This is a genomic window from Gemmata sp. SH-PL17 (assembly GCF_001610855.1).
In the GTDB taxonomy this organism is placed as follows: domain Bacteria; phylum Planctomycetota; class Planctomycetia; order Gemmatales; family Gemmataceae; genus Gemmata; species Gemmata massiliana.
Genome location: NZ_CP011271.1, coordinates 6,302,766 through 6,327,611 on the forward strand (window position 1 = coordinate 6,302,766; position 24,846 = coordinate 6,327,611).

16 protein-coding genes and 2 pseudogenes are annotated in these 24,846 nt (G+C 66.7%); 1 reads left to right on the top strand and 17 read right to left on the bottom strand.

Going from position 1 to position 24,846, the window contains the following annotated elements:
* Positions 1–91: 91 nt before the first annotated feature.
* The 4 genes and pseudogenes from VT84_RS42425 to VT84_RS42030 all read right to left on the bottom strand — a co-directional run bounded on the left by VT84_RS42425 (position 92) and on the right by VT84_RS42030 (position 4,711).
* A pseudogene (locus VT84_RS42425) lies at positions 92–1,097 on the bottom strand (chemotaxis response regulator protein-glutamate methylesterase).
* A 57-nt stretch (positions 1,098–1,154) separates the two neighbouring features.
* Complete coding sequence (locus tag VT84_RS25935) at positions 1,155–1,619, bottom strand: chemotaxis protein CheD (protein WP_204249646.1); 465 nt, start codon at positions 1,617–1,619, stop codon at positions 1,155–1,157.
* Positions 1,574–2,662 carry a CheR family methyltransferase gene (locus tag VT84_RS25940; protein WP_204249647.1) on the bottom strand — a complete coding sequence of 363 codons (1,089 nt, stop codon included), beginning with the start codon at positions 2,660–2,662 and terminating at the stop codon, positions 1,574–1,576. The genes VT84_RS25935 and VT84_RS25940 overlap by 46 nt, the downstream gene beginning before the upstream one ends.
* A gap of 93 nt (positions 2,663–2,755) precedes the next feature.
* Positions 2,756–4,711: a methyl-accepting chemotaxis protein gene (locus VT84_RS42030; protein ID WP_082841537.1), complete on the bottom strand. Its 1,956-nt coding sequence runs from the start codon at positions 4,709–4,711 to the stop codon at positions 2,756–2,758.
* A 443-nt stretch (positions 4,712–5,154) separates the two neighbouring features.
* Here VT84_RS42030 and VT84_RS25950 point away from each other — a divergent pair, with 443 nt between their 5' ends.
* The gene (locus VT84_RS25950; RefSeq protein WP_052561651.1) at positions 5,155–6,843 is read left to right on the top strand and encodes an alginate export family protein; all 1,689 of its coding nucleotides are present in this window, start codon (positions 5,155–5,157) and stop codon (positions 6,841–6,843) included.
* Positions 6,844–6,917: 74 nt separating this feature from the next.
* Here the strand turns inward: VT84_RS25950 and VT84_RS25955 are convergent, their stop codons facing one another.
* The 13 genes and pseudogenes from VT84_RS25955 to VT84_RS26015 form a co-directional block, all read right to left on the bottom strand.
* Positions 6,918–9,389, bottom strand: a complete 2,472-nt coding sequence (locus VT84_RS25955) for a methyl-accepting chemotaxis protein (protein WP_082841538.1) — start codon at positions 9,387–9,389, stop codon at positions 6,918–6,920.
* A gap of 111 nt (positions 9,390–9,500) precedes the next feature.
* On the bottom strand, positions 9,501–11,885 hold the full coding sequence (locus tag VT84_RS25960; protein ID WP_082841539.1) for a methyl-accepting chemotaxis protein: 2,385 nt from the start codon (positions 11,883–11,885) through the stop codon (positions 9,501–9,503).
* A gap of 71 nt (positions 11,886–11,956) precedes the next feature.
* Entirely contained in the window at positions 11,957–14,632 is a 2,676-nt protein-coding gene (locus VT84_RS25965) for a methyl-accepting chemotaxis protein (protein WP_157469835.1), read from the bottom strand.
* A 199-nt stretch (positions 14,633–14,831) separates the two neighbouring features.
* Complete coding sequence (locus VT84_RS25970) at positions 14,832–17,108, bottom strand: methyl-accepting chemotaxis protein (protein ID WP_082841540.1); 2,277 nt, start codon at positions 17,106–17,108, stop codon at positions 14,832–14,834.
* Positions 17,109–17,144: 36 nt separating this feature from the next.
* Positions 17,145–17,627: a chemotaxis protein CheW gene (locus VT84_RS25975; RefSeq protein ID WP_082843416.1), complete on the bottom strand. Its 483-nt coding sequence runs from the start codon at positions 17,625–17,627 to the stop codon at positions 17,145–17,147.
* The gene (locus tag VT84_RS25980) at positions 17,624–18,844 is read right to left on the bottom strand and encodes a chemotaxis protein CheA (protein ID WP_082841541.1); all 1,221 of its coding nucleotides are present in this window, start codon (positions 18,842–18,844) and stop codon (positions 17,624–17,626) included. Before VT84_RS25980 ends, VT84_RS25975 begins: the two co-directional genes overlap by 4 nt.
* 376 nt (positions 18,845–19,220) lie before the next feature.
* A pseudogene (locus VT84_RS42430) lies at positions 19,221–19,955 on the bottom strand (Hpt domain-containing protein); the annotation flags it as partial.
* Complete coding sequence (locus VT84_RS25990; protein WP_082841542.1) at positions 19,856–20,770, bottom strand: Hpt domain-containing protein; 915 nt, start codon at positions 20,768–20,770, stop codon at positions 19,856–19,858. The gene VT84_RS25990 and the pseudogene VT84_RS42430, both read right to left, overlap by 100 nt.
* A 171-nt stretch (positions 20,771–20,941) precedes the next feature.
* The gene (locus VT84_RS25995) at positions 20,942–21,307 is read right to left on the bottom strand and encodes a response regulator (protein WP_052561676.1); all 366 of its coding nucleotides are present in this window, start codon (positions 21,305–21,307) and stop codon (positions 20,942–20,944) included.
* Between the two features lie 56 nt (positions 21,308–21,363).
* The gene (locus VT84_RS26000; RefSeq protein ID WP_082841543.1) at positions 21,364–21,681 is read right to left on the bottom strand and encodes an STAS domain-containing protein; all 318 of its coding nucleotides are present in this window, start codon (positions 21,679–21,681) and stop codon (positions 21,364–21,366) included.
* A gap of 493 nt (positions 21,682–22,174) precedes the next feature.
* Complete coding sequence (locus tag VT84_RS26005; RefSeq protein ID WP_010050902.1) at positions 22,175–22,522, bottom strand: P-II family nitrogen regulator; 348 nt, start codon at positions 22,520–22,522, stop codon at positions 22,175–22,177.
* The gene (locus tag VT84_RS26010; RefSeq protein ID WP_157469837.1) at positions 22,522–23,157 is read right to left on the bottom strand and encodes a metallophosphoesterase family protein; all 636 of its coding nucleotides are present in this window, start codon (positions 23,155–23,157) and stop codon (positions 22,522–22,524) included. Before VT84_RS26010 ends, VT84_RS26005 begins: the two co-directional genes overlap by 1 nt.
* A gap of 5 nt (positions 23,158–23,162) precedes the next feature.
* Positions 23,163–24,821, bottom strand: coding sequence for a formylmethanofuran dehydrogenase subunit A (locus VT84_RS26015; RefSeq protein WP_082841545.1), 1,659 nt, complete (start codon positions 24,819–24,821; stop codon positions 23,163–23,165).
* Positions 24,822–24,846: the final 25 nt, after the last annotated feature.

Here is a 24,846-nt window from a genome sequence, read left to right on the forward strand (position 1 = left end):
TTTTGCTCCGGTTCCGGCTCGCGGGACCTGGTGTTCGGGCGACCGAACGGGCCGGGCGGGAGCGCGCCGGCCGGATTTTTGTGGGGCGGCGTCAGCTAATCATCGCCGCGCTGCGGAGCAGGTGTTCCGCGACCCTCGTGAGCGGGAGCACCTCGTCGGCCCCGCCCATCGCGATGGCCTCTTTGGGCATCCCGAACACGACGCACGTGGCCTCGTCTTGGGCGTAGGTGCGCGCCCCGGCCCGGCGCATGGCGACCAGCCCGCGGGCGCCGTCGTCCCCCATCCCGGTCAGGATGGCCCCGGTCACGTTGGGACCGAGTTCGCGGGCACACGAGTTAAATAGCACATCAACGGACGGGCGGTGGCGATTTACCGGTTCTCCCGGGCGCACCCGGACCGTGGTCATGGCGCCGCTCCGGGCCACCTCCAGGTGGTACCCGCCCGGGGCGATCAGCGCGTGCCCGGGTACGACCCGGTCCCCGTCCCGGGCCTCGGACACGCGGACCGCGCAGCTCCGGTCGAGCCGGGCCGCGAAGGACTTGGTGAACCCCTCGGGCATGTGGATCACGGACACGATGCCGGGCGCGTCCGCGGGCATCCCGCCGAGCACGGTCGCGATCGCCTCGCACCCGCCGGTCGAGGCCCCGATCGCGATCACCTTGTGCGTGGTCCGCAGCCCGCCCGCGCCCGCGGTGCGGACGGCCGGGCTCGCCGCGGCGCGCGGGCCCGGGGCGCACCCGCGCCCGGCTCGCCGCCTTCACCTTCGTGACCAGCTCGCCCGCCAGCGCGATGGTCTTGGTCGCGACGTCGAGCTTCGGCTTGGTGACGAAGTCCACCGCCCCCAGCTCGAGGGCGCGGAACGTGGTGTCGCAGTTGCGCTCGGTGAGCGACGACACCATCACCACGGGGATCGGCCGGTGCCCCATGATGCGCTCCAGGAACGTGAGGCCGTCCATGCGCGGCATCTCGACGTCCAGGGTGAGCACGTCCGGGGAGACCTGCTTGATCTTGTCCCACGCCGCATAGGGATCACCGGCCGAGCCCACCACTTCGAGTTCGGGGTCGGAGCGCAGGATCTCGGTGATCAGTTGCCGCATGAGGGCCGAGTCGTCGACCACCAGCACTTTCGTCTTTGCCACGGTGCCGCCTTGCTTTTAAAAGAGGGTGATCCCGTCGTCCGGCGGGGTCTCGACGCGCTGGTTCAGCTCGCGCCCGAACTTCGTTTCGTTCTCCGCCACCTGGTTCTGCTCGCGCCCGGCGAGGTGCTTGGCCATCGCCTGGCCGGTGTGCGGGCGGAACCGGACCAGGCGCCCGCGGTTGCCCCCGAGCGACTGCCCCACGATCGGGATGCCCTCGGCCTCCAGGTACTTGAGCACGAACTCGGCGTTGCGCGCCCCGACGTTCAGGTGCTCGGACGCCACGTCCAGCACCTTCCCGCCGCCGAACACTTTTGCGCGGAGCCGGTTCCGGTCCCCGCCCTTCTTCATGATCGCCGTGACCAGCAGCTCCATCGCGTGCGCGCCGTACCGGGCGCTGGTGCCCTCGTCGGACGAGCCCGGGAGCGAGAAGTGGTTCATCCCACCGACGCCCGTTTCCGGGTCGTAGAGGCACGCGGCCACGCACGAGCCGAGCAGCGTCTTGATGACGGCCGGGCCGCGCGTCGCCTGGACGTCGCCGAGAATGATGTTGTACTCGTCTTCCTTAGCCCCCGAGACCGGAGCCGGGGCCGGCGCGCTGGGCGCGGGGCCGCTTCGGGGCGCGCCGCGGACCGGGGCAGCGTGCGCGCCGGCGGGGGCGTGTCGGTCCCCCCGCGCATCTTGTACACGGTGGACCCGAGCGGGGCGAACGTGTCCGCGAGCCAGTGGATGTTCTCGGAGTGCCCCAGGAACAGGAACCCGTTCGGGTCGAGTTGCGCGGCGAACCGCGTCAGGAGCTTGTGCTGGGTGTCGCGGTCGAAGTAGATCACCACGTTGCGGCAGAAGATCACGTCGAACTGGGCGCGGATCGGCCACGGCTCCTCGATCAGGTTGATCTGGCGGAACGTGAGCAGCTCGCGCAGCTCGGGGCGGGCCGAGATCTTCCCGGCCTTCGCGCCGGTGCCCCGGAGGAAGTACTTGTGCAGCATCGCGGGCGGGATGTCCCCGGCCCGGTCCAGGTCGTACACGCCGCGCTCCGCGTGCGCGAGGACCGAGGTGTCGATGTCCGACGCGAGGATGCGCGCGTCCCAGCCCTCGGAGGCCGGGCAGTGCTCGCGCAGGGTCATCGCCAGTGTGTACGGCTCCTCACCGGTCGAGCTCGCCGCGCACCAGAGCCGCAGGCGCTTGCGCCCGCTCGCGCGGAGCTGCGGGATCACCGTGTCGCGCAGGAAGTCGAAGTGGTGCGGCTCGCGGAAGAAGTCGGTCTTGTTGGTGGTGAGGCAGTTGATGAACTCCTGGCGCTCGGTGGGCGGGTCGCCGTCCTGGACCTTCCGCAGGTACGCGCTGTACGAGTTCAGCCCGAAGTGCCGCAAGCGCTTCGCGAGCCGGGAGCACGCCATGTCCCGCTTCCCGGCGCTCAGAGAGATCCCCGTCTCGTCGTAGAGGTACTGGCGGATCGCGGCGAACTCTTCTTCGCGCATCGCGGGTCCGTTCGGGGAACCTTCGGAGTCGTGTCGTTGAGCCACGGGCGTACTCACAATCGGATGAGGAGATGAACAACCAGTACCACACGATCCGGCCGCGCGCTCCCGATCGGGGTGCGGCCGGGAGAACTGCTATCAAAACTCCGCGAACCCATCGTCGCTGGAACCGACCGCCGCACGAGCACTCACCGGACGAGACTTGGGAGCCGGACCGCGGCCCCGGGTCGATTTCGGCACGGCGTGTTCTTCGCTGAGTTTGAACCGGGCGACGAGGTCGCGGAGCTGACCCGCCTGGTCCGTCAGCGTCTGGGCCGTGGCCGACAGCTCTTCTGTTTGGGCCGCGTTGCGCTGGGTCACCGTGTCCATCTGGGACACCGCCTTGTTCACCTGATCGATACCCACCGACTGCTCCTTGCTCGCGCCCGCGATCTCCGTAATGATCGCCGTCACCCGCGCCACGCTCGTCACGATATCCCCCAGGGTCGAACCCGAGCGGTTCACCAGTTCGGTACCCGCGTCGACCTTCTTCACCGAGTCCTCGATCAGCCCCTTGATCTCCTTCGCCGCCGTCGCGCTCCGCTGGGCCAGGTTCCGCACTTCACTTGCGACCACCGCGAACCCGCGCCCCTGTTCACCCGCTCGTGCGGCTTCCACCGCCGCGTTCAGCGCCAGCAGGTTCGTCTGGAACGCGATCTCGTCGATCGTCGTAATGATGTCCGCGATCTTCTTCGACGACTCGTTGATCGCGCTCATCGCGCCCACCGCGTTGCCCACTACCTGACCGCCCTTCTCGGCCACTTCCTTCGAGCTGCTCGCCAACTGGCGCGCCTGTTGTGCGCTGTCCGAGTTCTGCTTCACCGTCGCCGTGATCTCCTCCAAGCTGCTCGCCGTCTCTTCGAGGCTGCTCGCCTGGTCCTGGGCGCCCATCGAGATCTCCTCGGTCGCGCTCGACAACTGCCCCGACGCATCCGCCAACTGCACGGACACCTCGCGCACCCCCTCCAGGGCCGTCCGCACCGACAATATCGCCTTGTTCAGCGACCGCGCCATCTGGCCCACCGCGTCCGTGCCCAGGTCCGGCACCTGCTGCGTGAAGTCGCCCGCCGCCAGTGCGTTCACGCCCACGAGCATCTGGTCCACCTTGGCACGCAACTCTGCCGCCACGCGATCGCGCTCGGCCGCCTCCGCGTGCTCCTTCTCCAACTCGCGCCGCTGCTGCTCCGCTTTCTCGCGCTCGCGGGCCGCCGTCTCACGGGCCTCGCGCTCCGCCGCCTCGCGCTTCTGAACCTCCGCGTCCCGAAGGGCCACGATCGCCGTGTTCAGGGCCACCGCCATACGACCCACCTCGTCCCGCGTCGTCACCGCGGCCGTCGGGGTGAGATCCCCGTGGGCCACCGTTTCCAGCACCCGAACCGTGTCGCCGAGCGGGCGCGTGACCGACGCGGACAGGAGGAACCCGAGCCCGATGGCCGCGGCCGTCACCACACCCAACACGATCCACATTTCCGCCCGCAGCGCGACGTAGCGCTCGCGGGACGTCGTCCGCTCGCGCTCGGCCATCTTTTGTTGAACGTTCATCATCTGGGTCAGCGTGCTGTTCAGCTTCCCGGCGGAACTGGCCCACTCGCGCATGCACGCTTCCTCGGCCGCTTTCGCGTCGCCCGCTTTCGCGTGCCGCACGATCGTGTCGCAATCGACCTTCCACGCCGCCAGCGCCGCAACGAGCTCCCGGTAGAGGCCCGCCTCTTCGTCTTCCATCGGTAGTACGGCATACGCGGACATCCCCTTATCGATGTCGCGCCACCCCTCGTCGATCCGGCCGTACAGGTCCTGGCACCGCTTCATGTCCTTGCGCATGACGGCGAGGACCAGCGTGCGCTCGGACCGCTGCGCCGCGACCGCTGCGGTGCGGATCGTGTCCAGGTTGATGACGGACGGGAGCAGGTTCCCGGAGGTGTTGTCGAGGGCCGTGTTCGTTTCTGCGTTAGCGGCCAGCCCGCGGAGCCCGACCATGAAGCAGGCAACGGTGACGATCAGGAACCCCGCGATCAGGCGGGGGCCGATATTCACTCGCGAGACGAGCCGTAGCATCAAATCCTCGCCCGGGCGGGGGGTTAGGGTGGAGCTGGGGGGTTCTCCAGCCAATCAACTCACTTATCGCAACATTTCCGAAGGAATTGCTTAATACTCAGCGAAACTTTGGAACACGCTTCGCGACTGGGCAACCCTGCACAAAAAATCTAGAGCGGGACGAACGCTGTGCCGATTTTTATCATCGTCCCGGTTTTTATCTTTTACGTGAACGACCCAGAATTCCGGTCCGCTCTCAGTTTTCTGTTAAAGATCGGTACGATTGAGGACGGATTTGCAGCGACGGGTTCACAAAACGGTACGAACCGTCCGGTTTTACGAAACGCGACTACTCGCATTCGGTTCGAGACATTCAGCACTCGCAAAGGTGTTCCGATATGCCCACGCCTCCACTTTTAGACCTTCCAGCCCCCCGTTCTCCATCACGATTACTCGGGGCGGTAGTGCTCGGGTGTGCCCTTTTCGCGTTCGCACGGGCCAACGCCCAGCAGCCCGGGGCGCCGGTGCCCGGCGAACTACCCGCGCTCCCGGAGGCGCCGGGTGCCGGCCCCAGCACGGAACCGATGGGAGCGGCCCCTACAGCTCCGGGAGCCGCTGCCCCTGGTGCCGCTGCCCCGGGAGCAGCACCCGCGGCGCCGGCCGCCAAAGCGCCCGAAGAGAAGAAGAAAGTGGACTGGTCGAAAGTTCCGGTCGTCGCCAAGCGCCCCCCGACCGGGTGGTGGACGGGAACGACGGTCCCGTCGGGCGGTCCCGGGTACTACTCGCTGCGCGACGTCATCGAGGGGAACTACCGGGACGAGCGCCCGAAGCAGCCGTATGGCCCGTGGAGCTTGAACTCCACCCCCTACTTCGACTTCGATTTCCGCTACCTGGATGACCCGAAGAACACACAGCACGACTGGGCCGACGCTTACAAGCGGGTCCACTTCGGGCCGGAAGACAACTTCCTGTTCTCGACCGGTGGGGAAGTGCGCTACCGGTACATGAACGAGCTGAGCAGCCGGGGCACGGGCCGAAACAACTTCTACGACCTGTTCCGCGTGCGGGCGTATGGGGACTTCTGGTACAAGGACGAGTACCGGGTGTTCGTCGAGTTCATGGACACGCAGGTCTACGGGAACCGGTTGGCCCCGGGCCCGACCGATGAGAGCGGCCCGGATATCCAGAACGCATTCGTGGAAGCCAAGGTGGGGAACCCGTTCGGCGGCCCCCTGTCCGTTCGCGTCGGTCGGCAGGAACTCCTCTACGGTTCCCAGCGCCTAGTCTCCCCGCCCGACTGGGGCCAAACGCGCCGGACGTTCCAGGGGGCGAAGGCGTTCTGGTCGAGCGATCAGTGGAGCGTAGACGCCTTCTGGGTACAGCCCGTCATCCCCAACGACTCTAAAGCGGACTCGGTGGACAACAACCGCAACTTCGTCGGGCTTTGGAGCACCTACCGGCCAAAAGCGGGGACGTTCTTCGACCTGTACTACCTCGGTTTGATGCAGGCGAACACGACCACCGCTAACGGGGACATTCACACTATCGGCAGCCGGTACACCGGTGACGTGGACAAGCGGTTCCTTTACGACTTCGAGGGCGCGGTCCAGTTCGGCGAGCGCGGGTCGCGCCACGTACTGGCCAAGATGTTGGTGGCCGGGTTGGGCTACCGGTTCACTAACCTTCCCTGGAACCCGCACTTTTGGATTTACTACGACTACGCCTCCGGCGACAAAGACCCGACCGGTCGGTCCGGGAGTTACCGCACCTTCAATCAACTGTTCGCGCAGGCGCACAATTACTTCGGGTACATCGACCTTGTGGCTCGTCAGAACATCCACGACCTGAATTTCCAGTTCAGCGTCAGCCCACAACCGTGGATGAACCTGTCCGTCCAGTACCACTCCTTCAACCTCGATTCGGTGAAGGACGGGTTGTACAACACGCGAGGGCAGATCATTCGGCAAGACCCAACCGGCCGGGCCGGGAACGCAGTGGGGCAAGAAATGGACATCCTGGCCACCGTCCACCTTTCCACGCACCAGGACTTCATGTTCGGGTACTCGAAGTTCTTCGGGGGCTCGTTCTGGCGGCGCACCGGCAACCCGAACAACGTCGAGCTCCTGTACGCTCAGTACAGCCTCAAGTGGTAAGTTGAAGCGCGCGACGTAACGAGCGGTCGGGGCACGTCCCCGACCGCTCGCTTCATTTTTCACGGCGAAGTGCGTCAAAAGTCGGCGAACCCGCCGTCGTTACCGCGCCCGTTCTTGAGGGCGCGCGTGACCGCGGGCCGAGGCTTGGAGCGCTCGGTCTTGAACGTCGCGGCCGGGTGCTCGTTGAGTTTGAATTGCGCGACGAGGTCGCGGAGCTGACCCGCCTGGTCCGTCAACGTCTGAGCCGTCGCCGACAGCTCCTCCGTCTGGGCCGCGTTACGCTGCGTCACCGTGTCCATCTGAGACACCGCCTTGTTCACCTGATCGATACCCACCGACTGCTCCTTGCTCGCCGTCGCGATCTCCGTGATGATCGCCGTCACCCGCGCCACGCTCGTCACGATGTCACCCAGCGTCGAACCCGAGCGGTTCACCAGTTCCGTGCCCGCGTCCACCTTCTTCACCGAGTCCTCGATTAACCCCTTGATCTCCTTCGCCGCCGTCGCACTCCGCTGGGCCAGGTTCCGCACTTCCGACGCCACCACCGCGAACCCGCGCCCCTGCTCACCCGCACGGGCCGCTTCCACCGCCGCGTTCAGCGCCAACAGGTTGGTCTGGAACGCGATCTCGTCGATCGTCGTAATGATGTCCGCGATCTTCTTCGACGACTGATTGATCTCGCTCATCGCGTCGACCGCGTTCCCCACCACGCGACCGCCCTTCTCCGCGACTTCCTTCGAGCTACTCGCCAACTGGCGCGCCTGCTGCGCGCTGTCCGAGTTCTGCTTCACCGTCGCCGTGATCTCCTCCAAGCTGCTCGCCGTCTCTTCGAGGCTGCTCGCCTGGTCCTGGGCGCCCATCGAGATCTCCTCGGTCGCGCTCGACAACTGCCCCGACGCATCCGCCAACTGCACGGACACCTCGCGCACCCCCTCCAGGGCCGTCCGCACCGACAATATCGCCTTGTTCAGCGACCGCGCCATCTGGCCCACAGTATCGGTCCCCAGGTCCGGCACCTGCTGCGTGAAGTCCCCCGCCGCGAGCGCGTTCACACCCACCAGAATTTGATCCACCTTGCGCCGCAGCTCGTCGGCGACCCGGTCGCGCTCGGCCGCTTCGCGCTGCACCTGCTCGGCCTCGCGCCGCACCTGTTCCGTCTTCTCGCGCTCGCGCACCGCGCCCTCACGGGCCTCGCGCTCCGCCGCCTCGCGCTTCTGGACCTCCGCGTCACGAAGGGCCACGATCGCCGTGTTCAGGGCCACCGCCATACGACCCACCTCGTCACGGGTCGTCACTTCCGCGGTCCGCGTGAGATCGCCGTGCGCGACCGCTTCGAGCACGCTCATCGTGCGGCCGATGGGCCGGGTGAGTGACCGCGCGAGCCACGCGGCGCAGCACAGGGTCACGAGCGCGGCCAGCCCCCCGACCAGCGCCAGTTGCGTCTGGGTCCGGTCGCCCATTTCGCTCATCCGGCGCTCGCCGGCCCGGATCTCGTCTTGGGGCATGTAGACCCCGATGACCCAGTCCCACGGCGCGAAGTAGGCGAACCGAACGACCTGCGTGCGCTTCGTTCCGCCCTCGGTCCATTCACACACCTTCTCGGCCGTTTCTCCGGATTTCAGCGCCCGCGCGCGCTCACAGACCTCGCGCAGCGCGGTGTCCTTGTCCGACGCGCCGGCGGCGAAAACGTTCCGGCCCTCGTCCGACGGGGTGGACGAAATGATCCACGTTCCGGGGGTGTCGAGCACGAACGCCCGCCCGCTCGCCCCGACCTCGACCTTTCGGATCGCGGCCCGCAGCCCGGGGACGTTCTCCTGGGGGATGCCGACGTACACGGCCCCGATCACCGCCCCCTCCGCGTTCACGAGCGGCTTGTACGCGGTGATGTACCAGGCGTTCAGCACGCGCGCGCGGCCCCGGTACGTTTTCCCGGAGAGCAAGCTGGCGACGACCGGGTTCGGGTTCCCGTCCGGGTTGGTCCGGGGGATGAACGTGCCGCTCGCCCGGACCCCGTTGGCCGTCGGGTGCGTCGTACTGACGCGCAGCATGTCGCCCGTCGCGTTCATGCGCTGGAACAGGGTGCAGTGGAACCCCGTTTGTGCGCGGACGTCGTCCACGAGCCGGTTCGGGACGTTCAGATCCCGGTTCTGACCGACCCACCGGTCCCCGAACATCATTTTGGGAATCACGACTTTGGCCGATTGGCCCGAGAGCTGGTTGACCGCGGTCCACTCCACCGTTTCGTCCGGCGACGGGCGCACCCCGCCGACGTCTTCGACCAGGTGGTCCGTGACCTTGAGTGCCGCGGTCGTCATCTGGTCCAGGCACTCTTGCTGGGGCAGGCAGAGGTTGTACGTCCCGTCGAGGGTGTGGGCCATGTCCTGGGAACTGAGGGTTCCGCACTCGCGGGCCGCGATGTCGCGCCCCTGGCGGGTGAGGTGAACCGCGAGCCCGATCACGGCCACGAGCGCGAGTACGCAAATACCCGCGAACCCGAACAGTTTGGTTCGGATGGAGGGCGAAGTTGTTGAGAACCAGGCAAACACGGGATACCTCCTCTGCCCCAACCGCGAGGGCGATTTCGACCTCCAATCTATGCGGGCCGAGACGTTAAGTGGGTTAAATATCTAACAACCGGTGAACAAAACAATTATCGATCAGAATTCGGTGAACCCGTCGTTGTCGTCGTTACCGAGGCGATCGAGTTCGTGGGTGTGCCCGTTGCCGTTACCACCCGTGTGTTTGTTGTTCTTGAGCGCGCGTGTGACCGCGGGGCGGGGCTTGGTGCCCGAGTGCGCGGACCGTGGCCCCTTGGACGCCGGCTTGTGAGCGACACGCGGCGCCGTGTCGGTGAGCTTGAAGCGCGCGACGAGTTCGCGGAGCTGCGCGGCTTGGTCGGTGAGCGTCTGCGCCGTTGCCGACATCTCTTCTGTCTGGGCCGCGTTGCGCTGGGTCACGGTGTCCATCTGGGACACCGCCTTGTTCACCTGATCGATACCCGTGGACTGTTCCTTACTCGCGCTCGCGATCTCGGTGATGATGTCCGTTACGCGCTTCACGCTCGTCACGATGTCGCCCAGGGTCGAACCCGAGCGGTTGACGAGTTCGGTGCCCGCGTCGACCTTCTTGACCGAGTCCTCGATCAGATCCTTGATTTCCTTGGCCGCGGTCGCGGAGCGTTGAGCGAGGTTGCGGACTTCGGAGGCGACGACGGCGAACCCGCGCCCCTGTTCTCCGGCTCGTGCGGCTTCCACCGCCGCGTTCAGCGCCAACAAGTTCGTTTGGAACGCGATCTCATCAATCGTCGTAATAATGTCCGCGATCTTCTTCGACGCACCGTTGATCGCGCTCATCGCGCCCACCGCGTTCCCCACCACCTGGCCGCCCTTCTCGGCCACTTCCTTCGAGTTGCTCGCGAGTTGGCGCGCCTGTTGCGCGCTGTCCGAGTTCTGGCGCACCGTGCTCGTAATCTGTTGGAGCGTGCTCGCCGTTTCCTCCAGGCTGCTCGCCTGCTCCTGAGCGCCCGTCGAGATCTCCTCGCTGGCCGCGGACAGTTGGGTCGAAGCGTCGGCGAGTTGCTCGGACACCTCGCGCACGCCCTCCAGGGCACTCCGAACGGACACGATCGCCTTGTTCAGCGAACCGGCCATTTGGCCCACCGCGTCGGTACCCAGGTCCGGAACTTGCTGCGTGAAGTCACCCGCCGCCATCGCTCCGACCGAGGTCACGATGGTGGAGATCTTGTGTTGCAGTTCGGTCGCCTGCGCCGCGCTGCGCTCGGCGCTCTCCTTAACTTGCTTCTCCAGCGCGAGGCGCTCGGTGATGACGGCCCAGGTGACCATCGCCCCGATGTAGTTGCGCTTCTGGTCGAACACCGGACTGAGGTTCAGTTCCAGTGTCTCGGTACCGAGCTGGATGTTCGCCGAGTGGGGCAGGTTCTTCGGATCGCCGACCAAGCGCCGCGGGTGCTCGGGGCGCTTGTGGAAGATGTCGATGGACTGGCCGAGCAACTGGTCCGGCTTGATCGGCAACAGGTGCTCGACCCCGCGCAGTGTTTTAAACGTCGAGGCGTTGGCGTAACGGATCTTGAACTCGCGGTCCGCGAACATCACGTTGATCGGGGCCGAATCGAGCATGGCCTGCACGCGGGTCATGTCCGTGACGTTGGCCTGCATGTTGCCGATCGCCGCGTTCAGAGCCGCGGCCAGGCGCCCGACCTCGTCGCCGCTCGTGACCTCCGCGCGCTGCGTCAGGTCCCCGGACCCGACCGCGTCGAGCACCCGGGCGGTGTTACTGAGCCCGCGGCGCACGCCCCACAAGCAGAACGCGACGACGCCCAGAATTACCGTGCTCCCGCCGATGACGGTGCCGCTAATTTGCGTGGCGAGTTGGGACGAATGGGCCAGTTGCTTCCCGATTGGGACGTCCGTTTCCAGAACGCCCCGCACGTCGCCGAGTTGCCAGTCCTTCTTGGGGCTGGCCGGGTGCTGGTTGTGGCAGGTCACGCACGCCTGACTGGTCATGCGATCGGGGATCGCGACCCGGACCGTTTCCTCGCCGTTCAGCGGCTCGACTCGGGTGAACGTCTCGGCTTGCGGGTTCGCCTTGAAGTGCGCCAGGGCGTCCTTACCGAACGAATCGAGCGCGCGATCGTTCCGGTTGGGGAACGGGTGCTCGCTGTACAGCCGCAGCTTCAGACCGCCCTCTTTCTGGGAAATCTCCGCGCTCAAATCGTGAATGAGGGTGGCGGGCAGGGGGATCGTGTCGGTTTTCTCTTTGTGGTCGTGGGACACGCGCAGCTTGGACCCGGCGTTGACCTTCTGGACTACGTTGTTCGTGTAATAAGCCCGCAGTGCCTTGAACTGTTCGATGGTGCCGCGCGCACTCGCGACGCTGTTCGTGATCGTCTCGTCCCGGGTGCCGTGCCAGGTCTGGTAAACGACCGCGGCCGTGGTGATACCCACGACGAGCGCCACGGGAACGAGGACTTTCGCCGCGATTCCCTGGTTCCGGACCCACGTCAAAGCACTTTGACTAGCCATCTCGATCTCGCATCACTTGCACTGGATGAGCGTCGGACCGCGTACCGCACGGTGCGCGGAGTAATTATCGATCAGAATTCGGTAAACCCGTCGCTGTCGTCGGTACCGAGGCGGTCGAGTTCGTGAGTGCGGCCGTTGGAGCGCGGGCCGTTGGTGGCCCGGGCCACCGCGGGCCGGGGCTTGGGCGCGGCGCCCTTCGTGTGCGTGCGCTTGGGCACGGGGCGCGAAACGGTGTGATCGTCGCTCAGTTTGAAGCGCGAGACGAGGTCGCGCAGGTGCGAGGCCTGTTCCGTCAGGGTTTGCGCCGTCGCCGACAGTTCCGCGGTTTGTGAAGCGTTGCGCTGGGTCACGGTGTCCATCTGGGACACCGCCTTGTTCACCTGGTCGATACCCACCGACTGTTCCTTACTGGCGCCCGCGATCTCCGTGATGATGTCCGTAACCCGCTTCACACTCGTCACGATGTCACCCAGCGTCGAGCCGGACTGGTTCACGAGTTCGGTGCCCGCGTCCACCTTCTTCACCGAGTCCTCGATTAACCCCTTGATCTCCTTGGCCGCCGTCGCACTCCGCTGGGCCAGGTTCCGCACTTCCGACGCCACCACCGCGAAACCCCGACCCTGCTCACCCGCGCGCGCCGCTTCCACCGCCGCGTTCAGCGCCAACAGGTTCGTCTGGAACGCGATCTCATCAATCGTCGTAATAATGTCCGCGATCTTCTTCGACGACTGATTAATCGCGCTCATCGCGCCCACTGCACTACCCACCACCTGGCCACCCTTCTCGGCCACTTCCTTCGAGTGACTGGCCAACTGACGCGCCTGCTGCGCGCTGTCCGAGTTCTGCTTCACCGTCGCGGTGATCTCCTCCAGCGCACTCGCCGTCTCTTCGAGGCTGCTCGCCTGCTCGTGGGCGCCCGTCGAGATTTCTTCACTGGCTCCCGAGAGTTGGCTCGACGCATCTGCGAGTTGCACGGACACTTCGCGCACCCCCTCCAGGGCGGTCCGCACCGACACCACGGCCTCGTTCAGGGCCGCAGCCATCTGCCCCACAATGTCGGTCCCCAGGTCCGGGGCGTGTTGCGTAAAGTCGCCCGCGGCGATCGCGGTCACCGACGTCGTGATCGCCGCGACCTTGTGTTGCAATTCGGCCGCGTCCTCGTGGATCTTCTGTTCGAGTTTCTTGGCCGCGGTGATGTCGGTCGCGTACTTGACCACCTTGTAGGGCTTGCCGTTGAGGTCCAGGATCGGGTTGTACGAGGCCTGAATCCAGACCTCCTTACCGCCCTTGCCCACGCGCTTGAACTCGGCCGCCGCGTACTCCCCGCGGTTCAGTTTGGCCCAGAAGTCCCGGTACTCGGGGCTCGACGCGAACGCGGGTTCGACGAACATGCTGTGGTGCCGGCCCTGGATCTCGGACAGGTGGTACCCCACCGTGCGCAGGAAGTTCTCGTTGGCGCTCACGATGGTCCCGTCGAGTTTGAACTCGATGACCGCCTGGGCCTTGCTGACGGCCGCGATCTGGCCCGCGAAATCCGCGTTCTGCTCGCGCTGCTTGCCCACGGCCTCCCAGCTCACTTTTTCTTGCTGGAGGGCCGTTCGGATGCCCCGGACCGTGGCGTTGAACGCCTCGGCCATTTGGCCCACCTCGTCCCGGCCCTTCACGTCCGCGTGCGGGGTCAGATCCCCTTGGGCGACCTCTCCCAGCGACACCATGATCTTGCGGATCGGGCGCGCGACCGTGGCGCCCAGCCACAGGGCGACGCCGAACAGGATCGCGGTCCCGGCCCCGGCCATCGCCAGCAACTGGAGCCGGGTCGCGGCCGCGGCGGTCAGCACCTCGCTCTCGTCCTGGCGCACGAGGACGCTCCAGCCGAACCCCTTGTAGTTCGAGTACCCCTTCGACGCGGCGTAGGCGTTGATCTGTGGCACCTTGCGGCGCTTGTGTTCTTCGACAACGAACCCCGTTTTCCCCTCGGCGGCGAGCGCCGCCGCTTTCAGGCCGAGCTCGCGCAGGTTGAGGGCGAGTACCGCTTTCGGGTCGTAGTCGTCCAACAGCACCCCGGCCTTCGAGATGAGTTGCGTTTCCATCCCCTTGCTCGAATTGCGGACCTCTTGCATGATCGGCTCAACGGCCCGCGCCCACGAGACCCGGTTCGACCACACGCGCACGACTTTTCCGGCCTTGTCCCGGACCGGCGCGGAGAAGCTGACGGCCATCCCGCGGTGCCGGTACATTTCGGCGACCCATTTGTCCTCGCGCACGTCTTGCGCGTAGCTCTCGCCGTCCGGCACCCGCCCGTTTATGCAGGCCTGGAACCATTCCTCGTTCTTGACGTCCCGGCCGACGAGTGCGGACGTGTCGAGCGCCTTGCCGTCACCGGTGACCGTGTTGGCCGCGATCACCTTTCCGCTCGCGTCGGCGACGACCATCAGGTCGTACAGGCCGTAGGTTTTCGTGTAGTAGTTCGCGGCGGCGGTCACCTCGCCCGGGGCACCCTGGGCCATCGGGTTGAACGCGAACACTTGAACGTCCCCGTACCGCTCGAAGAAGTTCCGCTCGATCTTGTCGATCGTGCCCGCGGCGCGCTGCTCGAGCAGGCGCCCCGATCGGTCCTCCAGCTCCCCGCGCGCGTTCGCGTCCGCCACGTAGATCACCGCGACCATCGGGAACAGTCCGAGCAGAACCAGGGCGGCGGTCAGCTTCCACTTCAAACTCAGATCGTGGAGCCGTTTCGAGAGTGACATCGGTGCGTCTCAGAATCCGTGGGCGTATTACGTCCGAGTTGCGCGATGAACGGAGAACGATCACTACACCGGTGACACCAATCACCGGCTCGGACACGGCCAAATATGGAATGCAATACTCGCGCGAGCACTGCGTTTTTCAGATAATGCAGTGCTCGCGCTTGTGGATCACGCGCGAGCACTGATAGCGGGGCAGGAATCAGAACTCGGTGAACCCGTCGTTGCCCCCACCGCCGAGGCGGTCGAGGTCGTGGGCGCGCCCGTTGCCATTGGAGTGCCCGTTGCTCATCGCGCGGGCCACCGCGGGCCGGGGTTTGGGAGCCGCCTTCGCGCGAACCGGCTTGGGCGCCGTGCGCGCTCCGGGGCGCCCGTCGTCGCTTAGTTTGAAGCGCGAGACGAGGTCGCGTAGCTGACCCGCCTGGTCCGTCAGCGTCTGCGCCGTCGCCGACATTTCCTCGGTCTGCGAGGCGTTGCGCTGGGTCACGGAGTCCATCTGGGTTACGGCCTTGTTCACCTGGTCGATACCCGTGGACTGCTCCTTACTGGCCGCAGCGATCTCCGTGATGATGTCCGTGACGCGCTTAACACTTGTCACGATGTCGCCCAGGGTCGAGCCGGACCGGTTCACGAGTTCGGTACCGGCATCGACCTTCTTCACCGAATCCTCGATCAGCGACTTGATCTCCTTCGCCGCGGTCGCGCTCCGCTGGGCCAGGTTGCGCACCTCGCTCGCCACCACCGCGAACCCGCGACCCTGCTCACCCGCGCGGGCCGCTTCCACCGCCGCGTTCAGCGCCAGCAGGTTCGTCTGGAACGCGATCTCATCAATCGTCGTAATAATGTCCGCGATCTTCTTCGACGACTCGTTGATCTCGCTCATCGCGCCAACCGCGTTGCCCACCACCTGACCGCCCTTCTCGGCCGTGTCCCGGGAAGTGCTCGCCAACTGACGCGCCTGTTGCGCGCTGTCCGAGTTCTGGCGCACGGTCGCGGTGATTTCTTCGAGGGTGCTCGCCGTCTCTTCGAGGCTGCTCGCCTGTTCCTGGGCGCCCGTCGAGATCTCCTCGCTGGCGCTCGAGAGCTGGCTCGACGCATCCGCGAGTTGCACGGAAACTTCGCGCACACCTTCCAGGGCGGTCCGAACCGAAACCACGGCCTCGTTTAGAGCCGCGGCCATCTGGCCCACCTCGTCGGTCCCCAGATCCGGGATCTGTTGGGTGAAGTCCCCGGCCGCCAGCGCGCTCACGGACTCCGTGATCGCCGAGACCTTGTGTTGCAGTTCGGCACTTTGTGCCGCGTCGCGCTCGGCGTTTTCCTTGACCCGCTTTTCCAGCGCGAGGCGCTCAGTGATAATGGACCACGTCACCATCGCCCCGATGTAGTTGCGCTTCTCGTCGAACACCGGGTTCACGTTCAGCTCCAGCGTCTCCGTGCCCAGCGGGATGTTCGCCGAATGCGGCAGGTTCTTCGGATCACCCAGCAACCGGCGCTGGTGCTCGGGGCGCTTGTGGAAGATGTCGATGGACTGGCCCAACAACTGATCCGCCTTGATCGGCAACAGGTGCTCGACCCCGCGCAGCGACTTGAACGTGGCGGCGTTGGCGTAGCGGATCTTGAACTCGCGGTCCGCGAACATCACGTTGATCGGGGCCGAGTCGAGCATGGACTTGGTCCGGGCCATCTCCGTCACGTCCGCCTGCATGTTGCCGATCGCCACGTTCAGGGCCGCCGCCAGGCGCCCGGTCTCGTCCCGGGTGTCGATCTCGGCCCGCTGTGTCAGGTCGCCCTTGGCCACGCCCTCGAGCACCGCCACGCAGCGGTTGAGCGGGGCCGTGATGAGCTGGGCGATCAGGTACCCCAGGAGCAGCGCCCCCGCCACGCCCCCGATGACCGCGCCGATCATCGTTTGGCGGGCGGAGCGGTACGTCTCTGTTCCGCTCTCGAACGCCTGCTTACTGGTCTTGAACTTGGTCTCGCGCAACTGGGCCATCGCCGTGACCAGTTGGTTGGCCCCGCCGGCCGACGCCTGGAGCACCTCGAGCGACTCCTTGTCGCGCCCGGCCTCGGCCAGGGAGTTCGCGCTCCCCAGGCGCTCGATCCACGCCGGCGCGAGCGCCTTGACGTCGGCCATTTTTTGCTTCTCATCCGGCGTGACGAGCAACTGTTCCGCGGCGTCCACGTGGCTCTGGACGTCGCGCAGGTACTGGCGCGCCTGGTCCGCGTTCTTCTTGCGCTCCTCGGGGGTCTTGGACAGGATCGTCATGCGCACGCCGCGCCCGCCCATCGCGACCGAGGTGCTGGTCTCGTCGATCGCGTGCATCCCCTTGAGGTGCTTCTCGTACAGCTCCTCCGAGCGGCCGTTCATCGTCTGCATGCTGGACGTCGCGATGTACCCCGTACCGGCCACCAGCACCGCGAGGGCCGAGAAGCCGAGGAGGAGCTTGGTCATCGTCCGGCAGTTGCGGAACCAGTTCATGGGCGTGCTCTCGGTGCTGGGGGGAGAGGGTGGGGGCTACGCTGTGAGTGCCGGCCCGGTCGCGTTCCCGACGAGCCGATCGATGTTGAGTAGGGAGACGAGGCGCTCGCCGGTGCGCGCGATCCCGTTGAGGAACGAGGTGTCCACGCCGGACCCGAGGTCCGGGGTCGGGACCATCTCCTTGGGCTCCACGTTGAGCACGTCGGACACCGCGTCCACGACGAGCCCGACCACCTTGGTGCCCACGGTGACCACGATGATGACCGTGAACGGGGTGTACTCGGCCTCGCGCAGGTTGAACCGCGCGCGCAGGTCGATGACCGGGACCACGGTCCCGCGCAGGTTCATGACCCCTTTGACTTCTCGGGGGGTGTTGGGCAGCGGGGTGATCTTCGAGTACCCCTTGATCTCCTGCACCCGCAAGATCTCCAACCCGTACTCTTCGTCCTGCAGCATGAACGTCAGAAACTGGCTCCCGTCCGGTGAGCCGTTCAGGTCGCTCGCTTCGGGTGCGTTCATAGTTCGTCTCCAAAGAAGCTGTCGGAACCGACCGCGGCGAGGGCCGGTTCCGGTGCGCCCTTGCCGAACTGGGTGTGCAACTGGGCCAGCCCGTGGATGTCGAGGATCATGGCCACGCGCCCGTCGCCGAGGATGGTGGCCCCGGCCAGGCCCTCGACGCGCTTGTAGTTCGCGTCGAGGCTCTTGACCACGGCCTGCATCTGGCCGAGCAGCTCGTCCACCAGGACCGCGTGCTTCTTGCCCTGGTCCTCGACGAGCACGACCAGCCCGCGGCACGGGTCGGTGACCTCGCTCGGGCGCCCGAGGATCTCGTGGAGCCGCAGGAGCGGGACCACCTCGCCGCGGACCGTGACCGCTTCGCCGCGCCCGGCGATCCGGTGCATGTCGGCCGGGTGCGGGCGGAACGACTCGACGACCGACAGCAGCGGGAGCACGTACACCTCGCCCCCGAGCCCGACCACCAGCCCGTCCATGATCGCCAGCGTGAGCGGGAGCCGGATGGTGAACGTGGTCCCCTGGCCCATCTGGGTGCGGATCAGGATGTTGCCCTGGAGCGCCTCGACGTTCCGCCGGACCACGTCCATGCCGACCCCGCGCCCGGACACGTCGGTCACGGCCTTCGCGGTCGAGAACCCGGCCTCGAAGATGAGCGCGTAGATCTCGGAGTCCGTGAGGCGCTGGCCCTCGGTGATGATGCCCTTTTCGAGCGCCTTCTTCAGGATGCGCTCGCGGTCCAGGCCCTTGCCGTCGTCGGTCAGCTCGATGAACACGCTCCCGCCCTGGTGGTAGGCCCGGAGCACGACGCGCCCGGCGGTCGGCTTGCCCACCGCGGCCCGCTCCGACGTCTCCTCCAGCCCGTGGTCGATCGCGTTGCGGACCATGTGCATGAGCGGGTCGCCGAGCTGGTCCACCACCGTCTTGTCGAGTTCGGTCTCCTCGCCGTGCAGCTCGAGTTCGACCGGCTTCTCCATCTTCCGCGACAGGTCGCGGACGAGCCGGGCCATCTTCTGGAACGTGCCCTGCATCGGGACCATCCGCAGCGACAGGCTCAGCTCCTGGAGGTCGCGCGAGATCTTCGACAGTTCGGGCAGGGCGAGCGAGAGCACGCCGGCCTCGGCGTTGAGTTCGTCGAACTCCTGCTGGGCCATCGACTGCGCGATCACGAGTTCGCCGATAGTATTGATGAGCTTGTCGAGCCGGTCCTTGTCCACGCGCACCGTTTCTTTGTCCGGCGCGCGGCGCGCGGCGGGTTCGGGGTGCCCGTCGGCCTTCGGCGCGGCCGGGCCGGGTGCGGGTGCGGGCCGGGGTCGGGTGGTCGTGGTTGGCCTCGGCCTTCGGTGCCTCGGCCTTCGGTGCCTCGGCCTTCGGTGCCTCGGCCTTCGGCGCGGCCGGGGCCGGGTGCGGGGCCGCCGGGCGGTGGCCGTGGGTCAACCCGCCCACGGCGACCCGCAGTTCGGCGAGCAGGTTCGGCAGGGTCGGGTCTTCGGCCAGTTTGCCGCGCTCGATCGCCCACGTGCGGACGAACTGGACCTGGCGCTTGAGGGCGTCGGTGCTGGCGAACACGAGGTCCATCGGCTTGCCCTGCAAGAGCACCTTGCCCTCGCGGGCCAGGTTCAGCAGGTTCTCGGCCTCGTGCGCGAGCATCTGCACGGCGCTCAGGCCGAGCATGCTGGACACGCCCTTGATCGTGTGGAACCCGCGGTACACCGCGTTGAGCGCGTCCGCGTTGGTCGGGTCGCCGTCGATCGTCAGCAGGTTCCGGTCCGCGGTCTCCAGGTGCTCGGCGGCCTCGGCGCAGAAGTCGCCGATCATCGCGCCGTTCTCGTCGAGGAGCGACTCCCCGGGCGTGCGCGGCATCTCCACCGGGGGCAGTTCGCTGAAGCTCGCCGCGGGGTCCGGGGCGGCGGCGGCCTGTGAGCGGTACGCGGCCAGCTCGCGCGCCACCGCGTCCTCGGCCAGCGCGCCGCTCGCGATCAGGTGGTCGCTCAGGGGCGGTGCGCCTTGTTCCTGCCGGATCAGCACGCGCCCGAGGTCGCTCTCGGTCAGGTACTCGAGCCGGATCGCGGCCTCGCTGAACCCCTCGTCGGCCCCCATCCACTCCACCATGTCCCGCAACTGGTCGATCGTCATCAGTCCGGCCTGGACCGCAACGGCGGCGGCCGTCTGGCGCCCGTCGCGGTGGCGCACGAGCGCGTCGAGAGCTTGAGCGGCGTTGATCGCGTTGCGGCTCACGAGGAACGCGGCGAACCGGACCGGGTCGGGGGTCGGGAGCCGGCGGTCGAACGTCCCGAACAGCGAGGCCCCCGGGTTCTCGATGCGCGGCGGCATCGGGGCCGAGCGCTCGGGCGGGGCGCGGCCGGGGCCGGGCGCTCGGGCGCTCGGGGCGGCGGGGCGGCCGGGACCGGTGGGGGCGAGGGCGCGGCGGCAACGGGCGCGGCCGGAGCCACCGGCGCGGGGGCCGGGGCGCTCGCGGCGAGCGCGACGGTCGCCTTAATCATGTCCGGGGAGAACGCGAAGACGTCGTTGATCGCGGTGAGCGGTTGTGTGGTTTCGAGGTGGACCGTCCAGGCGACGTAGCACCGTTCCGGGTCCAGATCGGCGAGCGCGGGGAGCGCGGACAGGTTGAATTCGACGCGCCCGACGGTGCCGAGCTGCGCGAGCTCGCGGAGCAGCGGGAGCGGGTCCAGCCCCGAGCGCAGGGCCTCGGGGTGCGGGGTCACGGTGACGGTGTATGCGGTCACGCGCGGCTCCGCGTCGGCGGGTTTGAGGCGGTCGAGTTCGTTCGGGGATTCCCACCACGATTTGGACGCGCGGCCGCTCCCGTTGGCGGGCTCCGGGGCCGGAGCGGGTGCGGGTTCCGGGTGCGCCTCGGCGCCGACCGCCGTGCCCTCGGCCGCGAGCCGGGCGACCAGTTCCTCGGTCCCCTCGGGCGGCGGCTCGTCGTGCCGGGCCGCGTTCACCAGCCGGGTGAGCACGTCCGTCGCTTCGAGCAGGATGTCCAGCCCGCGGCGCGGAACCTGGCCGTTGGCGCGGAACCGCTCGAGGAACCCCTCGACGGAGTGCGTGAACTTCGCGATGTGGGGGAACCCGACCGCGTCCGCCCCGCCTTTAACGGAGTGGGCGGCCCGGAACGCCTCGTCCACCGCGGTGGAATCGGGCGGCCCTTTTCCAGCCGGAGCAGGGCGCCTTCGAGGGTCGCGAGGTGGTCGATGGCCTCGTCGAAAAACGTTTTTCGGTACGCCGTTGGGTCGATCCGCATTTCCGCTCCGCCTGGTCCGGGGCGCGCGGGTGCGGGCTCCGGGAGAAGGTGAATGTCAGGGCACGAGTCGTTTCACGACCTGAATGAGCCGCGTCGGGTCGAACGGCTTGGTCACCCAGCCGGTGGCGCCCGCGTTGCGGCCCTGTTCCTTGCGCGCCATCTCGGTCTCGGTGGTCAGCACCAGGATCGGTGTGAACCGGAACGCGGGCTTCGCGCGAAGGCGCTCGATCAGGGCGATGCCGCCCATGATCGGCATGTTGAAATCGGTAATCACCAGTTGCACGGTCTTGTTGGCGACTTTGCGCAGGGCGTCCTCGCCGTTGATCCCTTCGACCACTGCGTACCCGGCTCCGCGGAGCGTGTCGCCCACCATTTGCCGCATCGTGGGCGAGTCGTCCACGATCAGGACGGTCTTCGTCATCGGTTCCCTTTCCCGAGTTCGCAACCCGGTCCGATATTGGGCCTGGACAAGTGCGTTCAGGCCTGCGCCGCAGCGCCCCCCAGCCCCACGAGGCGGAAGTCCGCCGCGAGCGGCCCACCGACGCCGACGATGTCGCACCGCCGGCCCCGCTTCATGAGTTCCCGGCCGAGCGACAAGAAGATCTGGAGCGCGGACACGTCGAAGAACTCCGCGCCCGCGCACGACACCCGGACGTTGGTCCCGCCGGCCACCAGATCGAGGGCGGCCTTGTGGAATGCGCGCGCACAGTCGACGGTGATGCGCCCCTTGAGGGTCAGATTCGACGCGCCCGTTTCCGGGTCAACGGCTACGTGAATCGGTTCATCGCTGTCCATTCACCGCGCCCCTGTCTCAGAGTTTCTTGTCGCGTCTTAATCGATCTCTCTCGCTCTTATCGAGCCGACCCACCAATATTTGCCCGAAGGTACTGAACTTCCCGGTTCCAACACCCAACGCGCGAAAATTCGTGCTGGTGTTCAGAGCCCGGTCCTTAGCGAGTCGAGTCGATGAGCCGCGAGTTGGGTCACTCGTTGCGGTTGAGTGATTACCTCAACGTGCCCACATTCAGTTCAGAACGAGTGCGCGGTGAAGTCAAATTTGTGGGCACGGTGATTGCCAGCGAAATCGGCAATTTGCGCTCGTATGGGTGCTCGGATTGTCCGGAAGACGTGCAAGTTCGTAACGAAATGCGACCGGAACAGGGCATTTCCGTTCGGCAACATATTCCGATCGCGCGCGGACGTTCGCCCGCTCTGATCGCGATCGAATTGAGCCCGGCGTTGCGAGTTCCGGCTGAAAAATTTGACCGGACTACAATTCTGACGGTGCTTAAATTGCCTCCGGTCCGCGCTCGCCGGTGCGAATACGGATGCAGTCTTCTAGCGGCAGAATAAATATCTTGCCGTCCCCGATGCGCCCTTCCGGACCGGTGCGGGCCGCGTCCATGATCGCGTTCACGGTCGGCTCGACGAAGTCTTCGTTAACTGCGATTTGTAACTGAACTTTCCGCAGCATGTTCACTGTCAGCTCGTGACCGCGGTAGACCTCTGTGTGGCCTTTCTGCCGGCCGAACCCGAGCACGTCCACGATCGTGAGCCGGAACACCTCTACCTTGTTCAGCGCTTCCTTGACGGCGTCGAGCTTCGAGGGCTGAATGATCGCCAGAATCAGCTTCATTATGTCGGTTCCTCGCGCCGGGGAAGTCTGCGCGGTTCGATGATCCCGCGGTCGGTGTCGAGGACCGCGAACTCCCCGTTGAACAGCGGGGCCACTACCACAAGATACCGTTTGTCCGGCTCGAAGTGCAGCGGGGCGCTCCCGTTCCACTCCACACGCCCCGCATCCGAGAGCGCGAGCCATCGGTGGAAGTGACCCAAAAACGCGGCGCGGTGCGGGATCGCGACGAAGCTCTTGGCCGTGCGTTCCTCGTCTTCCGGGCGCCCCTCGAACGTCCACAAATCGTCTGTTCGTTCGGGGTCGAGAAACGGTTCGATGTGGCTGAAGTGGCACCCACCGAGTTCGAGACGCGGCTGTAGCGTCTCGAAATAATCGAGTGTGCGGCGCAGGAACCGGAACCGGGTTTCCTCCGGCACGTTGCGACACAGTCCGAAATCGTGGTTACCCCACACGCCGACCGCACCGGCCCCGCGCAGCAGATCCGCGACCTCGTCGGCCTTGTTCCACTTCCCGAACAGGTCCGTGTTGTCGCCGAGCGTGACGATCGCGTCGACGGCTTCGGCCTTCAGCGCGGCGAGTACATCGGCGAGGATCTTCACCTGGTCGTGGATGTCGGTGACGATGCCGATTCGCATGGCGCTCACCCCCGGCACGGCACGACGATCTCGCCGTGCGATGCGTACTCCGGGCCGACCGCGTAGTTATCGAACGCGAGCGAATACGCGCCCTCGAACCACTCGCGGATGTGCGGGATCGCGGCTTCATCGAACGCCGGCCGAACCGCGAGCGCCGGCCCGAACGGGACCACGCGGATCTCACCGTGTTCGACGACCATTTCCCCCGCTTTGAACACGTACCGCGGCAGCTCGAACATCAGCTTGAAGTCGGTGCCGGGGGTGTACACGGTGATGTCCGCGTCGGCGCCGGGTCCGAGGTGCCCCTTGTGCGGTAGTCCGAGCATCCGCGCGGGACCGGCGCGCGTGACGATCGCGATCTCCGAGAGGGTGTATTCGCGCTCGAGGTCCGGGAGCGTGCAGACCGTGCGCAGGCGCTCGGGCAGGCGCTTCAGCACCTCGCGCCGGTAGTCGCGACTCAGAAGCAGCGCGCAGATTTCCGGGTACGCGAGGAACGAGCCGCCGTTCGGGTGGTCGGTACTCATCGCCACGCGCCACGGGTCGTTCACGAGCAGGTACCATTCGAGCCCGATGGCCCACTGGAGCGCGTGAACGAAGCTCTTTTCCTTGTACTCGATGGGCACGATCCCGCACCCGCCCTCGCACTCGGTGTCGCCGTTGAACCACTTCCGGCCCGTCACTTTGTGCAGGAAGTGCCCGAGCGGGCCGTCGCCGGTCATTGAAGTCGTGTCGCCGAACATCACCTGACCGACGTCCACGGTCAGGTTCGGGTGGCCGTTCACCCACTCCGCGAGCGCGGGCACTTTGGAGCAGAACGTCCCCTGATCGTCCGGTCCGCCGCCGTAACTGTGGAACTGAATGTGCGTGAAGTGCCCGCGGTGGCCATCCACCGCCCGCATCGTGTCGAGCGTCGTCTGCCAGTTCCCCGGCATTCCGAGTTGGTTGCAGTGAATGTGAGCCGCGTGCGGCAGCTTCAGTTCGTCGGCCGCGCGCGCGACCGCAGCGACGATCGCGCGCGGGGACACCCCGAACCCGGGAACGACGTCGTCGAGCCCCGCCATCCCGTTGCGGCCCTGCTTCCACACCTCCACTCCGCCCGGGTTCACCACTTTTAGCGCGTACCCGCGAGTCGCGTTGAGGAGCCACCCACAAAACGCTCGCACGCGCTCGGGTTCACCGCGCCCGAGCTGGTCCATCAGGTAGTGATTGTTGCCGACGAGAACAAAGAACCCTTTGTCGATGACCGGGGTGTCGTGGAACTCTTCGTGCGTGTGGCGCGCGCCCAGGGGCGGGATCGCGGCATCGAACACGGTAGTGTAGCCGAGCCCCGCGTAGAGGTAGCCCGTGGTGAACGTGGTCGGGGTGCTCCCGCGCGTTCCGGATCGGAGGAGATCGGTGCGCAAGAACGGGGTGTTGTCGCGCCGGTCCTCGGGCCGGAGCTTGCGCGCGACGTTCACCTTCGGACCGGCGATGTGCGCGTGCATGTCCACGCCGCCGGGCATCACCACGAGGCCGGAAAGATCAAACGCGCGCGCGGGGAGCGTTGCGGGGTCGGTGGGCGGATCGACGATCTTCCCGCCATCGACCCAGAGGTCGCGGACCTCGCCGTGAATACCGTTCGCGGGGTCGTAGACGGTGCCGCCGGCTAGCTTGGTGAGAGGCATGCGGAGATTCTAAGAGCCGCGCGGC

Coding starts and splice junctions, on each gene's coding strand:
- VT84_RS42030 (WP_082841537.1), bottom strand. CDS start 4,711: ATGCTACGGCTCGTCTCGCGAGTGAATATCGGCCCCCGCCTGATCGCG.
- VT84_RS25960 (WP_082841539.1), bottom strand. CDS start 11,885: ATGGCTAGTCAAAGTGCTTTGACGTGGGTCCGGAACCAGGGAATCGCG.
- VT84_RS25965 (WP_157469835.1), bottom strand. CDS start 14,632: ATGTCACTCTCGAAACGGCTCCACGATCTGAGTTTGAAGTGGAAGCTG.
- VT84_RS25970 (WP_082841540.1), bottom strand. CDS start 17,108: ATGAACTGGTTCCGCAACTGCCGGACGATGACCAAGCTCCTCCTCGGC.
- VT84_RS25975 (WP_082843416.1), bottom strand. CDS start 17,627: ATGAACGCACCCGAAGCGAGCGACCTGAACGGCTCACCGGACGGGAGC.
- VT84_RS25995 (WP_052561676.1), bottom strand. CDS start 21,307: ATGACGAAGACCGTCCTGATCGTGGACGACTCGCCCACGATGCGGCAA.
- VT84_RS26000 (WP_082841543.1), bottom strand. CDS start 21,681: ATGGACAGCGATGAACCGATTCACGTAGCCGTTGACCCGGAAACGGGC.
- VT84_RS26005 (WP_010050902.1), bottom strand. CDS start 22,522: ATGAAGCTGATTCTGGCGATCATTCAGCCCTCGAAGCTCGACGCCGTC.
- VT84_RS26010 (WP_157469837.1), bottom strand. CDS start 23,157: ATGCGAATCGGCATCGTCACCGACATCCACGACCAGGTGAAGATCCTC.
- VT84_RS26015 (WP_082841545.1), bottom strand. CDS start 24,821: ATGCCTCTCACCAAGCTAGCCGGCGGCACCGTCTACGACCCCGCGAAC.